The organism is Pseudoruegeria aquimaris (assembly GCF_900172235.1).
GTDB lineage: Bacteria > Pseudomonadota > Alphaproteobacteria > Rhodobacterales > Rhodobacteraceae > Pseudoruegeria > Pseudoruegeria aquimaris.
On record NZ_FWFQ01000003.1, the window covers coordinates 172,120 to 185,143 of the forward strand.

General features: G+C 67.1%; 17 protein-coding genes. All 17 read right to left on the minus strand.

Going from position 1 to position 13,024, the window contains the following annotated elements; genetic code table 11:
• Positions 1–281: 281 nt before the first annotated feature.
• Positions 282–728, minus strand: a complete 447-nt coding sequence (locus tag PSA7680_RS03700) for a DUF6362 family protein (RefSeq protein ID WP_050475367.1) — start codon at positions 726–728, stop codon at positions 282–284.
• Entirely contained in the window at positions 721–918 is a 198-nt protein-coding gene (locus PSA7680_RS03705; protein WP_244274633.1) for a hypothetical protein, read from the minus strand. Before PSA7680_RS03705 ends, PSA7680_RS03700 begins: the two co-directional genes overlap by 8 nt.
• The gene (locus tag PSA7680_RS19175; protein ID WP_442439562.1) at positions 915–1,769 is read right to left on the minus strand and encodes a crossover junction endodeoxyribonuclease RuvC; all 855 of its coding nucleotides are present in this window, start codon (positions 1,767–1,769) and stop codon (positions 915–917) included. Before PSA7680_RS19175 ends, PSA7680_RS03705 begins: the two co-directional genes overlap by 4 nt.
• Positions 1,766–2,230 (minus strand): hypothetical protein, encoded by a 465-nt coding sequence (locus PSA7680_RS18910; protein ID WP_245824430.1) that lies wholly within the window; start codon positions 2,228–2,230, stop codon positions 1,766–1,768. The genes PSA7680_RS19175 and PSA7680_RS18910 overlap by 4 nt, the downstream gene beginning before the upstream one ends.
• Positions 2,231–2,280: 50 nt before the next feature.
• Positions 2,281–4,137: an AAA family ATPase gene (locus PSA7680_RS03715; RefSeq protein WP_245824431.1), complete on the minus strand. Its 1,857-nt coding sequence runs from the start codon at positions 4,135–4,137 to the stop codon at positions 2,281–2,283.
• On the minus strand, positions 4,134–4,892 hold the full coding sequence (locus PSA7680_RS03720; protein ID WP_085867308.1) for a PD-(D/E)XK nuclease family protein: 759 nt from the start codon (positions 4,890–4,892) through the stop codon (positions 4,134–4,136). The genes PSA7680_RS03715 and PSA7680_RS03720 overlap by 4 nt, the downstream gene beginning before the upstream one ends.
• Positions 4,892–5,092, minus strand: coding sequence for a DUF6511 domain-containing protein (locus PSA7680_RS03725; protein ID WP_139838545.1), 201 nt, complete (start codon positions 5,090–5,092; stop codon positions 4,892–4,894). The genes PSA7680_RS03720 and PSA7680_RS03725 overlap by 1 nt, the downstream gene beginning before the upstream one ends.
• A gap of 230 nt (positions 5,093–5,322) precedes the next feature.
• Entirely contained in the window at positions 5,323–8,016 is a 2,694-nt protein-coding gene (locus tag PSA7680_RS18915; RefSeq protein WP_085867310.1) for a Hint domain-containing homing endonuclease, read from the minus strand.
• An 11-nt stretch (positions 8,017–8,027) separates the two neighbouring features.
• Entirely contained in the window at positions 8,028–8,633 is a 606-nt protein-coding gene (locus PSA7680_RS03735) for a hypothetical protein (protein WP_085867311.1), read from the minus strand.
• 14 nt (positions 8,634–8,647) lie between these two features.
• A complete protein-coding gene (locus PSA7680_RS03740) occupies positions 8,648–9,526 on the minus strand; it encodes an ATP-binding protein (protein WP_085867312.1) in 879 nt (292 codons plus the stop codon).
• Complete coding sequence (locus tag PSA7680_RS03745) at positions 9,523–10,005, minus strand: hypothetical protein (RefSeq protein WP_085867313.1); 483 nt, start codon at positions 10,003–10,005, stop codon at positions 9,523–9,525. Before PSA7680_RS03745 ends, PSA7680_RS03740 begins: the two co-directional genes overlap by 4 nt.
• Positions 9,995–10,768 carry a hypothetical protein gene (locus PSA7680_RS03750; RefSeq protein WP_050475374.1) on the minus strand — a complete coding sequence of 258 codons (774 nt, stop codon included), beginning with the start codon at positions 10,766–10,768 and terminating at the stop codon, positions 9,995–9,997. Before PSA7680_RS03750 ends, PSA7680_RS03745 begins: the two co-directional genes overlap by 11 nt.
• A complete protein-coding gene (locus tag PSA7680_RS03755; RefSeq protein WP_085867354.1) occupies positions 10,765–11,253 on the minus strand; it encodes a hypothetical protein in 489 nt (162 codons plus the stop codon). The genes PSA7680_RS03750 and PSA7680_RS03755 overlap by 4 nt, the downstream gene beginning before the upstream one ends.
• 44 nt (positions 11,254–11,297) lie before the next feature.
• On the minus strand, positions 11,298–11,657 hold the full coding sequence (locus tag PSA7680_RS03760) for a hypothetical protein (protein WP_176244074.1): 360 nt from the start codon (positions 11,655–11,657) through the stop codon (positions 11,298–11,300).
• 9 nt (positions 11,658–11,666) lie between these two features.
• Complete coding sequence (locus tag PSA7680_RS03765) at positions 11,667–11,870, minus strand: hypothetical protein (protein WP_085867314.1); 204 nt, start codon at positions 11,868–11,870, stop codon at positions 11,667–11,669.
• 85 nt (positions 11,871–11,955) lie between these two features.
• Positions 11,956–12,666 (minus strand): RNA polymerase sigma factor, encoded by a 711-nt coding sequence (locus tag PSA7680_RS03770; RefSeq protein WP_085867315.1) that lies wholly within the window; start codon positions 12,664–12,666, stop codon positions 11,956–11,958.
• Between the two features lie 99 nt (positions 12,667–12,765).
• The gene (locus PSA7680_RS03775) at positions 12,766–13,014 is read right to left on the minus strand and encodes a hypothetical protein (RefSeq protein ID WP_085867316.1); all 249 of its coding nucleotides are present in this window, start codon (positions 13,012–13,014) and stop codon (positions 12,766–12,768) included.
• Positions 13,015–13,024 lie beyond the last annotated feature (10 nt).

The window sequence follows — 13,024 nt, forward strand, 5'->3', positions numbered from 1 at the left end:
TTGCGCGGGGTTCGGATGGATCCGGATTCCGGGTGGCTTCCCAAAAAACCGGCCCTGACGCTGGCGATATTGCGCGCCAAGCCCGCCAGCATACGATCTCGGCCCAGAAGGAACCATTGAATTCAAAGGGTTAGCGGATTGGCCCCCGCTGGTCCCCTTGGTGGACTCTCGGGGGCCAGCGGCTTGCGGTCATCCCGCGCGCGCCTCTCCCGAGCATATCCGGTTTGTATCCCTTGGCCCGGGTTCGGTGAACCCTTCCCGATGTCTCTCCGAAAATTCCCTCACAGGACGATTTTTCTTGACAGCCGGTCGGCGTTCTCGATCACGAAGCGCTTCGATCGCTTCGCGGGCGGCACGCGCCCGTTGAGCCGCCAGGTGATGAGCGCGATCCCGTATTGCCAGTGGCGGTTGGCGGCGGGGCGGCTCAGCCCCACCTCCCAGCAGATCGGCTTCCACGGTTTGCGGTTGGCCCTCAGCCAGACGATGCGCGCGTCGTCCTTCTCAAGCCAGCGCAGCCAGAGCATTGCTTCCTCGGCTTGGGTGATCTGGCGCGGGCTCGGGCGCGGCCGGCGCATGCGCGGCTCCTGGCCGACCTGATCGGCGAAGCTGTGGAAATACTCCGGCCAGGCGTTGAAATAGCCCTGCGGCTTCACGGTTGGCATCTGCGCGAAGACGTCGGCCGCCAGTTCCAGCCGGTCCTGCACCCGTGACATCGTCCAGTCAGCCATGTCGCTTCTGCCTTTTGCCATAAAGCTTCTCACCCAGTTGCCGCACCAGTTCCCGCTCGGGCCAGGTCAGGCGGTCATCGTCAACCGACACCGCCAGCAGGCCTTGCTCCCGCCAGCCGTCACGCTTGACCTCATCGGGATCGCGTCGCCGACCGCCATAGCCCGGCGGGGTGAACTTCATCGCCTTCATGCCAGCCCTCCCTTTGTCTCGATCGCCCACATGAGGATCGCGATGGCGTCGGCCTCGTTGTCGTCCGCGGGGCTAAAGCCGCGCGCCCGGGCGGCCGCGATCATGGCGTCCTTGTTGGCGTTTCCCTTGCCGGTCGCGAAACGCTTGATCGTGCCGACAGGGACGCCCTCGTAGGGCACGCCGCGCAGTTCGGCCCAGGCGGTCAACGTGGCCATGAGCCCGCCGTAGACATGCGCGGCGTCGGTGCCCGCGTGGCGGCGGACTTCTTCGAACCAGATCGCCTCCACCGGCCCGGACAGCCGGTCGATCTCGGTCAGCCAGTTCGTGAAACGCAGGTAACGCATGCCGCCACCGTCGAAGCGCCCGGGCCGAAAGCAGACCGTGCCGGTGGTGATGAGCCCGTCATGGCCGCGCAAGGCCCAGCCGGTCGTGGTGCCGAGATCGAGCGCGAGGATGGTGGATGATGGAAAGGTTGATGGTGCGGCCATTTTGAGGCTCCTTTTTTCCGGCTGCACGATGAAGGGATGGACAGGATCGCGGTGGACAAAATCGCCCAGGGGTGGGTGGTGGACCTCCCCACCTGACGGGGGGAGTCCACCCACCCCTTTAGGGGTGCCTTTTCCGAAATCTGGAATCTGGCAAAACCCTATGATTTCATTGAGGAAATCCAGATTGCGGGTCAGATTTCGGATCAGCCCGCCCGAAATCTGGAATGGGCGCATCAACCCATTGAAAAACCAACAGAAAACCCAGATTCCAGATTGCGCGCAGATTTCAGATTTCGCGAAATCTGGCCAGATTTCGGATTTCGGGGTCCAGATTTCGGCTGCGTCCGGGGCGGTGAATTTCATGCCTCACCCCCTTCCGGATAGACCCAGACCGCGGGGTTTTCGACCGGCAGAACGGCCCCGGTTTGGGGGCATTTGTAGTGGCTCGGAAACACGCGGGCATGCACCCGCGTGACCTCGCCGGTCTCCGGATCCACAGCCTCCTCGCCGGTCGCCAGCTCCATGTGCTCGACGCAGAGATAGCCATACTTGCTGCGATCCGAGGCGAGGCCGAGATCGCTTGCGGCGTCCCCCTTGACGAACTTGACGATCCCCTTGGTGGTCAGGACGTTCAGCCTCTCGCGAATGCTGGTCTGGCCGCTGAGGCCGCTCTTGTTCTCGAAGGCCTCGGCAAAGAGGGTCATGGTGTACATGCGCCCCGAGCGCGCCTCTCGGTGGAGAATGTCGACGATGACCTCGCCCTTGCGATCCCGTTCGGCATCGAACTTCGCGCCCTGCTCGGCGCGCACCAGGCGTTCGTTCATCGGGTTGATCTCGACCCACTCGCCATTGACCTTGTCGACGAGCTTGGGCTTCAGCGCGGGTCCGTTCCTGAGCTCGATCTCCAGCTTCCGTTCCGATGCGTCCTCGTCGGGCCGGTGCAGGATGAGCCCGTGTAGAAGCCGCGGAGCGCGCTGGCGCCGGAAAGGGCGAGGAAGGGATCCTCCTTCACCTGGTGCTTCGAGAGCTTCTTGGTGTGGTGGACGAGGATGACGCCGCAGTCGGGATTGACGTGGTCGCGCAGCACCTCGACCCGGTCCTTGAGGAAGAACATCATCGCGGCGTTGTCGTTCTCGCCGCCGCCATCCGGCCCACCGTCGAAGAGGTTCCGGATCGGGTCGATGCAGAGGATGTCGAGCGGTTCGTCGGGGAACGCCGCCCGGATCGCCGCGGCCACGCGGGCGCTGCCCTCGGCGTCGAGCAGCATCTTCAGCTTTGGCGTGACGATCAGGTTGTCGCGCGCCGCGGCGATCAGCTCGGGCGGCAGGCCGACCTGCTGCATGCGCTCGCGCAGGTAGTGGTACTGGATTTCGGCCTGCAGATAGAAGATCCGCAGCGGTCGCGGCGGGGTGAAGCCGAGAAACGGCACCCCGGCGGCCATGTGCACGAGCCAGGCGATCAGGAGATCGCTCTTGCCCACCTTGGGCGCGCCGCCGAGCACCAGGAGCCCGCCCGGCGTCAGCACGCGCGGGCCGATCAGGTCGGCGGGCATGGGGCTCTTGTCGTCGAGCAGCTGCCCCAGCGTGAAGCTGGGCAGCTCGTCGGGCACGGGGGCGGCGCTGTCGAGCCGGATGAGCGGCGGCCCGTGGCGTTCGACATGGCGCGCCCAGAGGCGTTCGGATTCGCGCTTGAGCCGTTCCACCGGCCATTGGGGGCGCAGCATGGCGGCGTTGTAGCCGCAGATTGCCTCCCAGCCCTCGCTCTTGGACAAGCGGCCCTCGTGGACCAGCCGGATGAAATAGCCGATGGCGGCGGAGGCGCCCTCGAAGCGCGACCAGTCGTCGATGCCGCCCTCGCGCACCGGGGTGACCAGAACGTCATCCACGGCAGGCTTGTCAGGCGTCGCGAAGTCCGGCGTCAGGTTGACGCCCGGCGCGGGTGGCATGTCGGCCACGGCCTCGGCGAACTCGTCGAGATCGCGCTCGAGACCCGCGTTCAACTCCACGATCCGCACCAGCGTCTTCAGGCCGTTCTTGTAATAGACCGAGCCCGCTACCCGGATCGGCTGGTGCGCCGAGCGGAAATGCATGTCGCCGCCGACCTTGGCGGCGATGTCGCCGCGCAACCGGCAGAGGCGGGCAATGTCTTCGCCCTCGATGGGTTCGGTGAGCTTCCACCAGACGTGGGCCTTGTGCCGGCCCTCCGGGGTGACGCCGCCGCTTTCCACCACCATGGTGGGCGGGCCGAGATGGCGCTCGAGATGCGCGCGCTTGGCGGCGATGTCGCCGCTGTCGATATCCACGACCACGGCCTGCATCTGCGCCACGTCCGTAGCCTTGGCCCGGCCGGTCTCGGTCACCGTGCCGGGAATGACGTAGACGGCCGCGCCTTCGCGCGCGGCCCAGTTCGCGAAGGTCGCCATCTTCTGGGGCGCCGTCTCGTCGGCCGCGATCCAGATGTTGTGCGGCCGCCCGTCGATCCCCTGGCCCTTGTCGATGAAGCTGCGCACCGGGATCAGCCCGTCGCAGTAGCCAAACACCACCTCCATGAAGGAAGCGATCTGCGCAGGATCCGGCTCGTCTCCGAACGGGTCGATTTGCGGTGCCGCGTCGTTGAAGTCGCGCCAGGGGTTGAAATGAACGAGGTTGGCCTCGGGGTGGTCGGTCGTGCTGTCGTCACGCATGTCGGTGTCCTCGGGTGGTTCGGGCGGGTCGGTGGTGTCCTTGCTCATCCGGGCAGTCCCCAGCAACGTTCGGCCCAGGGGCAGAAGCGGCATTCGAAGAAGTCGCGGTTCCGGGCCACGCGCGGCAGCAACTCGCCCGTGTCGGTGGCCCGCAGGATCCGCACCGCGCGATCCGACATGCGCTGCGCGAGCTCGGCGTCGAAGGGCACCAGCTCGTGGTGCAGCTCGGCGGTGTCCTTGTTGATCGCGGTGAAGAGCGCCGGATTGGCCGAGATGCCCGGCACGCTCGCTTCCATGTAGGCCTGGTAGAGCGCGATCTGGGCGGCATAGACGGGCTTGGCGACGGTCACGCCCTTGGCCACCGTCTCGCGCCAGTTCTTCGCGTTCATGGTCTTGCATTCCCAGAGCGAGGGTGTGCGCAGCCCCAGCGCCGCCGGCGCCTCGGAGATGATCCCGTCGACATGGCCGCGGATGCGCCCGCCCGCGACGGAGAAGCCGAACTGGCCGCCGTCCCGCTTCTGGGTGACTAGATCGAGCCCCGCCGCCCGCAGCCAGCGGATGGCGAGATCCTCGAGCTCATGCCCGATCGCGAAGATCCGGAGCGACCGGCCGGAGAAGTCCTGGCCCTCATCCTTCGGCGCGCCCGCGAACTCGAACTGCAGCGCGCGCTCGCAGGCATGGCCGAGCCGTGACGCGCCGAGATAGTCGCGCGGCGGCGTCGCTGCGCTCTCGGCCTTGAGCGCGGCATCCACGGCGGCGTTGATTCGCTCGCCCATCGAGGGCCGCTTGTTGAAGTCCAGCATCAGAACGGGATCTCCGACTGGCTCGCGATCTCGGCCATCTCGGCGCGGAACGCCTCGACGGTGGTGACGATCAGCCGATGCATGTCGTTCTGGGTCAGCTGGCCCAGCGGCCGATCCCAGCCGATCCGCTCCATCTCGGGCGCGAGTACGCGCATCACGGCGGGCAGCGCCTGGGTTTCCTCCTCGGTGAAATCGACCATGCTCAGTCCTTTCTTCGCTTTGCGGGTGAAGGCCGCCTGGCAGCCCATGGAGCAGAACCAGCGGCGGGTTTGGGTGCGGGTTGGGCGCGGCCGGTGGGGATCGAACCAGCCGAAGCCACGCGTGCGGGATGTGCAGACGGCGCAGAGGACCGGGCGCGGATGCCAGAGGCGATCAAAGCCCGGTCGATCCGCAGCCTCTGCGGGCGGGGATGAGACTTGCGCGACATGGCTCACGCCGCCCTCCGTTCCGGCGTGGCGGCGGCCTTGACAAGCTGTCGGATCGCGCGCTTGTTGAACCGGAAGGAGATCAGCGCCGAGGCGTGGTAGCGGGTGAGCCCGTAATCCTGCCGCTGCTCGGGCGAGAGGTATTGCAGCTGCTTCTCGGTGGGCGCCTGCCGCAGCCAGGCGCGGGTCTTGAAGGCGCTCTCGTCGCTCTCGTGCGCGTTCAGCCAGTCATCGGCCTGCGCAAGGCAGACCGCCCGCTCGCCTATCCCGAGAAGCCGGGGCTGCGCGCCCCGCCGGCCGCCGACCGCATACCAGAGCCCGTCCAGCCAGAAGATGCCGCCCCAGGCCGTGAAGCCCGTGGCCATCAGCGCCGCCTCGTCTCCGAAGAGATCGACCCATTGGAAGCTCGACCGCTTCAACAGGTCGATTTCGGTCATGACCACGCTTTCGAGCGGCGGCGCCCCGTCGCTCAGGAACTCGTATCCACAGATCGGGCATTGGCGGGCTGCGAGCGGGACCGTCGCCTCGCATTCCGGGCAGGTCTTCGTCGGCGCGACGCACGGTGTCGGATCGCGGCCGTCGAGATCGACGTCCTGCTCCAGCGTGCCGTGGGTCAGGCTCGACGTTCCGAAATCCAGCACCACGCAGTCGGTCTTGACGATGCCGGGATGTTCCTCGGGGTCGACCGTGCGCAGGCCTCGCCCGACCATCTGGATCATGGTGGATTTGCAGGATGAGGGGCGCAGCAGCACCACGCAGGAGGTCGGCGGGTGGTCGAAGCCCTCAGTGAGCACCGAGACGTTGACCAGCACGGCGATCTCGCCCGAGGCATAGGCAGCGAGGATGTTGCGGCGCTCGTCGGCGGAAAGCTCGCCATGGATCAACCCCGCCGGGATGCCCGCCGCGTTAAAGGCCTCGGCAACATGGGCCGCATGGGCAACGGTCGAGCAGAAGACGATGGTGGGGCGACCGGCGGCTTTCTCTCGCCAGTGGCGGATCACCTCGTCGGTGACCGGCGCGCGGTCCATGATGTCGGCGACCTCGTTCATGTCAAAATCGAGGGCGGTCTTGCGGACCTTTTGCAGCTGCTCCTGCACGCCCACGTCGATCACGAAGCTGCGCGGCGGCACCAGGTGGCCCGAGGCGATCAGCTCACCCAGCCGGACCTGGTCGGCCACGTTGTCGAAGACCTCGCGCAGCCCTTTCCGGTCGCCGCGATTGGGCGTCGCCGTGACGCCGAAGATGCGGGCCTCCGGGTTGGTGTCGCGGACGCGGTCGACGATACGGCGATAGCTGTCGGCCACCGCGTGATGCGCCTCGTCGATCACCAGCAGGTCGAGCTTCGGCATCGTGGCGAGATTGGAAGCCCGCGACAGCGTCGGCGCCATGGCGAAGGTGACCTGGCCCGACCAGTCCTTCGTGGCGGCATCGACCACCGAGGTGGTGATGCTGGGATTGACCCGGCCGAACTTCTCCCGGTTCTGGGCTGTCAGCTCGTCGCGATGGGCCAGAACGCAGGCCTTTGCGCCGCCCGCGACCATTTCACCCGCAACGGCGGACAACATGATGGTCTTGCCGGAATTGTGCGTGAGGGTGAAATCCCCCATCAGGTAGCGATGATCGCCATCGACCGTGAATCCGTGGTATTCGCCTTCGCCGACCGGATGCACGGTGAACCCGCAGCGCAGGACGTTCTTCTTCTGCTTGCGTGGCGGCGCCTGCTTGCGCAGCACCCGCGTCGGGATCAGGTCGAGGTCGCCCGAAATGTGAACACGGGTGTAAATGTTGCCACGAACCTCCTTCTCGGCAGAGGTTGCGAGAAACCCGAGGCTGCGTGCGACAAAGACCACGTCCCGGGCCAGTCGGGAAGATTTGCTGACGAACTCGAAACAGCGTCCGTTCACCAGGTGCCCATCCGTGTCGAGCAGGCCCGCAAGGATCGCATGGCGAACGTCCCGCGATCCCAGGCGATAGGCGTCGGGCAGAAACTTCTCGCCGGTGGTCCTTCCGTAAAGTCCGAGCTTGCGCAGTTGGTCGATCAGCGCGTTGTGATGATCGCGGTCATCGACGAAAAAATAGGTATTGGCCGCGTTGTCGGGCAGTTGCTCGCATCTGAGCCTCAGGCTCTGTCCGGCGGCGAACTTGTAGAGTGCATCGACGATTTCCACGTCCGGCGTGGTGATCGACACATTGCGGATGATGCTGCCGTCGCCGAGGATCACGCCAAGCATGTACGGGTCCAGGTCGGGTGTTTCCCTCTCGGGGAAATCCACGGGCATGCGCAAGAGCTTGTGCAGATGCCGGAAATGGTCAGACGCTGCGAGCCAATCGGCGATGCTGATATCGACAAGCTGACCTTCGCGGTTGGTCCCGCGTTTGTTGTGCCCTTCATTCGTGCGCACGAGCGTCAGGATGTGACCGAGATTGACCACGAAGGGATCGCCCTTCAGCGGCCGAACCTCGAACATCTGGTCCCGGCCACGATGCAGTTCGAGAACATGCCGAGGCGTGCTGCCCGGTCCCATGAGGACATCGCCGACCGCGATGTCTTCCACTGGCCTGACGGAACCGTCATGCATGAGGATCAACGTGCCCGGGGCATGGCATCCCGTGGGCGCGACGCCGAGCGTGTTGCCGTGCTTCGAGAGCGCAGCGAGGCTGCGCTCCACGAAGACTTTCTGGCGGGGACGAAGCCGCATCGGACGCCCCTCTACTCAGCCCAGGCCGGACGGCCCGGCACTGCCGGAGCAGTCTGCTGCTGCGGTGCCGCCGCCGGCTGCGGCGCGGGCGGCGATGGCGGCTGGTAGCCGTGGCCCGCCGTGCCCATGACCTGCGCATAGTCGCGATGGTCGGGCGTGACCGCCGCGCGGATCTCGTTCTTCTCCTCGCCCATCGCGTCGGTGCCGATGTCGATGCGCGCGACGAACTCCAGCCCGTCGAGATCGGCGAAGCCGTTGATCCGGCGCGCCGCCTGCGCCTCGGGCGAGGTGTCCTTGTCGGAAATCCCACGCGCCGAGTTCAGCATGCCGCGGACGAGGCTGCGGCCCATGTTGGCCCAGTCCGGCCCCTTGGGGCTGTACAGCCCGATCAGCGTGAAGATCTTGCGCCGGGCATAGGGGCCCTCGAGCACGGTGAACTCGCCGTTGAGATACACCGCACCGGTGGAGCCGCGGGTCGCATAGCCCCCGGTCCAGCCCTGCGAGGGATCGTCGAAGCCGCCGGGGCGGATGGTGAGCCGCACCTTGGCGAGGGTGCCCTTGGGGATGAGGTTGGCGTTGGATTGCGCGTCATTGAAATCGTTCCAGAGACCGGTCATGGCGTGGGGTCCTTTCAGTTGGTGGGATCGGATTGAGGGGTCGCGGCGGGCGCCGGGATGCGCGGCGCATCGGTGACGAGCGGGCGCGCATCGATCGGCAGCGGCTGGCGGATCTTCTCGATGAGCCGGCCGAGATGCGGCGGCTCGAGCAGGTCGAGACGACCGGAGCGGTCCTTGGCCGGATAACCCCAGGGGTTCTGGGTCTGGCAGACGAAGACCCGCCGCGGCTCGCCCTGTTGGTCGGGCAACGAAGTCAGCGTCAGCACCTCGTCGACGATGCCCGGCAGTTCCAGCCCGGTCTTGGAGCCCTCGATCTGCGGCACGAAGACCTTGCGATTGAAGTCGTCGAGCTTCTCGTCGAGGATGCCGACGAAGATCACGTTCTTCGCCCGGGTATGTTGGAGATGCGTGAGCCAGCCGATCATCTCGCGCCCGTGCAGCCCGTAGGCGCCGCGCACGTCGGGCTTGCCGGTCTTGTCCGAATGTGCCTCCGGCTGGCCCTTGCACCACTGGAAGCAGACCCGACCGGCGACGGTGATCGAGTCGACGAAGATCGTGTCGTACCTGTCGAGCGCGGCCGGATCGCCGAACTTCACGCAGACCGCGTCATAGTGCGCCCGGCTGTAGGGCTGGTCCTTCCGCAGCGCCGGGTTGGGGCCGCCGATGAACACCGCGAAGTCGCGGCATTCCCGCCATGTCCGCGGGCGGATCGTGTCGATTGCCAGCCCCTCGATGGCGAGATCGCCGGCCTCGAGATCGAAGAACAGCGTCGTGCTTGCCTTGAGGGTTCGCAACAGCGTGGTCTTTCCCGCGCCGCTGGCTCCGAAGATCGCGGCCTTCACGCCACGCATCTCGGCCAGCCGCTCATCTGCGGTGATGATGGGAAGGGTCATGCCGGCACCTCCTGCGGCTTGCACGTTGCAACGGGATCACTGCTGGTCACGGCGGCGTAGAGCGCGTCCAGTCGATCCGCTTCGGCCAGACACTCGATGCCCTTGCGCCGCATGAAGCGCCGCGCGTCGTCGAGCAGTTCGGGGTCCGCGATGAGGTCCGGGATGGCGACGTATTCCGCGGCGCTTTCGACGAAATAGGATTTCGAGCGCAGGTCCTTCACCAGGGGCGCGAAGGCCGCGCAGATCTCCGAGAAATCCGCCTGACCCGACCCGTCGTCGCGATTGCGCAGGATGCGCTTGACCTCCGAGACGATGCCGGTGCGCAGCATGCGCAACGCGCCTTCCTCGCGCGCCTGCGAACAGGTCAGCGGAAAGGCCGCCTCCATGATCTCGTCGGCGATCCTGGGCGCGTTGTTGCCAACGCGGGTAGCAACCTCCCAGACGGCGGCGGCAAAGGCCGCCGATTGACTATTCAGCATCGAGCCACTCCTTGATTTTCGTGAAAACGGCAGCGCCGCGGTGGATGGCCCGGGCGTCGAGATGGTGGAACGGGTCGTCCCGCGCCTCGCGCATGCCCTGCCGGGCGAGAGCGAGGTTCTCGTCCGAAGCCCATTCGGCAAATGCCCGAAACGTGCCGGTCACATGCTGCCAGGCGGCGCGCTCGGGCGTCGGTGGAACATGGAGGGGATTGCGGCGGCCGGCGGGGCGCTGCGGGCGCATCCCCCGCCTGGCTGCGTCAAGCACCATCTTGCGCAGAGCGGCGCGCGTCGGCTCCTCGCCCTGCTCGAGGCGCTCGTTCAGAACGCGTCGGACGATGCCGGGCTCGGCTGCCTCGGCGTCACGGATCTGGCGGGCCTCGTGGATCTGGTCGCGGCGCAGGCCGAGATCGGATGCCGTTGCCTGAAAAGTGTTACCGTTCTCAACACTTTTGGGTCGACCGGAGGCCACGTCACCGCGGGCCTGCGCGGCATCGTATTCGTCGGCAAGCCGACGCTTGGCACGTGCCTCGATCTCGAGCGCGTGAGCCTGCGCGCGATGGGCGGCCGCGACGAGATCGTCATGGGCGCTCTTGGCCCGCTGCAACCGGGCGGCGCGTTTGGCCACGTCGTAGGCAAGGCCCGCCATGTCGCGCGCCTCGAGAACCTCGGCGGCGGTCTTGGCCCCCGCCAGCGTGCTGGCGGCGCGATCGATCAGGCTGGGAAGGTCCTGGGCCTCGGAGGAAATCGGGGCGATCGCGGTCATTGCGCACCCTCCCGCGGCAGGATCGCGACCTTCAGCGCGCCGGTCTTCACGGTCCGCGCCGGCTCGAAGCCCTGGCGGATCGCCTCGGGCCATGCCGCGTATTTGCGCTCGGGCACCTTGTAGGTGACGTCGATGTACTGGCTGGGATCGTCGCCCGCGGCGCGAATGCGCTCGACCATGGCGGCGAGCTGTTCCTGGTCCCAGTCGACGCGCTTGGGCAGGTCGGCGACCACGGTGAAGTCGCCGTCGTCCAGCCTGACGGTGCCGGTGTCCTTGCCGGCCGTGCGGCGGGCTTCCTCGGCGCGGGTGGCGTAGCGGATGGTCAGCGCCCCATCGAGACGGGCCTTGGCGGCCTTTGACTGCTTCAGGCGCTCGTCCACCTCGTGCTGCAGGATGGCGAGAAGATCGACGGGCATCTGAGCGATCTCGTTGGGGTCGAGCCCGGGCAGATCGTCGGGCTTGGGCGCATTGTCAGGGAAAGGCATGAACGGGTCTCCATGATTGGCGAAGTGATCGAGAAAGTCGTGCATCAGGCGGCCTCCGGCTCGGCGAGCAGGCGCTCGAGCGGCACGGACGTTGCGCGCGGCTTCGGCCGGGCGATGGCGAGATAGGCGAAGCGGTCGGGGCCGAGGCGCTCCTGCACGAGATGCACGAGCCCCGCCTCGCAGGCGCGGAAGGCGGCCGAGGCGAGCGCCGCGAGGCGCTGGCGATCCCTGTCGGGCAGGGTCGACATGCCCGCCATCGTGTCGATCCCGAGAAAACCCTGGTGGTATTCCAGCCGGTCGCCGGGTGCGGCCTGGCCCACCCAGGCGCAGAACTCGATATCCGTGAGCGGGCGCGCGGCGCGAACAGTGATGAAGGCGGTGTGGGGCATGACGGTCACTCCCATGTCCTGCCTCTACGCATCGCTTCCGGCAGACGTCCCGGCGGGGCCCGGGGCATCGGTGTAGAGCGCGACAAGCGGCGTTCCGTCCTCGTGTGCGCCTGCCTTCTCGATGCGATAGGTGCGGTGCCCGCGGAGCACCTCGGGCAGTTCCCAGCGGCGGTAGAGCCCCGGGATGCGGATGAGTTCTCCGGCAGGTGGGCGATGGCGATCCTTCATCGGGTCGTTCCTCGATTGGGCCCGCGACCGTCGCGGACCGTTCGAGAGGGAAAAGCCATCCGGACCCGCCAAACGGGACATGCGCTCAGACAAATTCATCGAATGCCTCCCGCAGCCGCCGCGTGGCCCGCTGATAGCGCTTGCGCGCGGCGGCCTCGGACAGACCAAGCGTTCCGGCCACCTCGCGCTGGGTGAAACCCTCGACCGCTACCCGCAGGACGAGATCGGCGTCGCGACCGACGAGCCGTCCGAGATCTCGGCGCAGGAAGATGGCTGCGGCACCTGGAGTCGACGCGGCCAATTCCTCCGCCTCGACGTTGGCGGCGACCAGCGCCCGGGCGGCCTCGCGGCAATGCGCGCGCAGGGCGTCGCGCTCGACATTGCGCAAGACCGTCGCCGCGATCCGGCTGACCCGATCGAGATCGAGTCCACGCAGGGTCTCGGTGGCGCGCGCGAGGACTTCGGAGGATACCTCGTCGGGGCGACCGGACTTGCGCCACGAGAGCCGCCGACGCACCGCGTCGAGCCCCGGCCAGAGCGCAAGCAGCGCGAGCGTCACCGCGCCGTCGGAAGTGAGGTCATCGCCTTGCGCCGCGGCCACCAGGGCCCAGAGGATGCGGTTTTTCCGCTCGGCGCAGCCCGCGCGCGCGTGCAGCATGTCGAGAAGCGCCGCCGGGTCGGTAAAGCGCCCGAGCGCGGGATCGCGGTGCCGCAGGGTCTCGAAAGATTTCTGGAAACTCAGGGTATTGGTCGTCATCACGAGGCTGTCGTGGATCTCGTGCCATTCGAAGGACATCGGACGTCTGCCTTTCGGCCAGGCGTCGGGCGCCTTCTCGTGGCCAGGTCAGGACGTCGCGCGTCTCTTCGATTGCGGGGATGAGAGGGGGCGCCCGCGTCAGAGCGCGGGCGACGGCGCCTTGTTCAGCGTGCCACAGCCACGGCAGGTGGCGACGGCGGGCAGGCTCACGAAATATTCGTGGCCCCGGGCAAAGCGCAGGTGCAGCTGGCCGCCCCGGCGGATGCCGAGCAGCTTGTCGCAGCGCGTGCAGCGCCATTCAGTGTGGGAGTGATCGGGATTGCCGGCCGCGCGGCGCGCCTGGCCGGTCGGGTGCGCGTGTCCGCGCTGAAAGTGGGGAGTCGGCATGGAAATGCTC

Coding starts and splice junctions, on each gene's coding strand:
- PSA7680_RS03750 (WP_050475374.1), bottom strand. CDS start 10,768: ATGACCGCGATCGCCCCGATTTCCTCCGAGGCCCAGGACCTTCCCAGC.
- PSA7680_RS03720 (WP_085867308.1), bottom strand. CDS start 4,892: ATGCTGGACTTCAACAAGCGGCCCTCGATGGGCGAGCGAATCAACGCC.
- PSA7680_RS18915 (WP_085867310.1), bottom strand. CDS start 8,016: ATGCGGCTTCGTCCCCGCCAGAAAGTCTTCGTGGAGCGCAGCCTCGCT.
- PSA7680_RS19175 (WP_442439562.1), bottom strand. CDS start 1,769: ATGAAATTCACCGCCCCGGACGCAGCCGAAATCTGGACCCCGAAATCC.
- PSA7680_RS03760 (WP_176244074.1), bottom strand. CDS start 11,657: ATGGGAGTGACCGTCATGCCCCACACCGCCTTCATCACTGTTCGCGCC.
- PSA7680_RS03700 (WP_050475367.1), bottom strand. CDS start 728: ATGGCTGACTGGACGATGTCACGGGTGCAGGACCGGCTGGAACTGGCG.
- PSA7680_RS03775 (WP_085867316.1), bottom strand. CDS start 13,014: ATGCCGACTCCCCACTTTCAGCGCGGACACGCGCACCCGACCGGCCAG.
- PSA7680_RS03755 (WP_085867354.1), bottom strand. CDS start 11,253: ATGCCTTTCCCTGACAATGCGCCCAAGCCCGACGATCTGCCCGGGCTC.
- PSA7680_RS03765 (WP_085867314.1), bottom strand. CDS start 11,870: ATGAAGGATCGCCATCGCCCACCTGCCGGAGAACTCATCCGCATCCCG.
- PSA7680_RS03740 (WP_085867312.1), bottom strand. CDS start 9,526: ATGACCCTTCCCATCATCACCGCAGATGAGCGGCTGGCCGAGATGCGT.
- PSA7680_RS03725 (WP_139838545.1), bottom strand. CDS start 5,092: ATGGTCGATTTCACCGAGGAGGAAACCCAGGCGCTGCCCGCCGTGATG.
- PSA7680_RS03770 (WP_085867315.1), bottom strand. CDS start 12,666: ATGTCCTTCGAATGGCACGAGATCCACGACAGCCTCGTGATGACGACC.
- PSA7680_RS03705 (WP_244274633.1), bottom strand. CDS start 918: ATGAAGGCGATGAAGTTCACCCCGCCGGGCTATGGCGGTCGGCGACGC.
- PSA7680_RS03735 (WP_085867311.1), bottom strand. CDS start 8,633: ATGACCGGTCTCTGGAACGATTTCAATGACGCGCAATCCAACGCCAAC.
- PSA7680_RS03745 (WP_085867313.1), bottom strand. CDS start 10,005: ATGCTGAATAGTCAATCGGCGGCCTTTGCCGCCGCCGTCTGGGAGGTT.
- PSA7680_RS18910 (WP_245824430.1), bottom strand. CDS start 2,230: ATGAACGAACGCCTGGTGCGCGCCGAGCAGGGCGCGAAGTTCGATGCC.
- PSA7680_RS03715 (WP_245824431.1), bottom strand. CDS start 4,137: ATGAGCAAGGACACCACCGACCCGCCCGAACCACCCGAGGACACCGAC.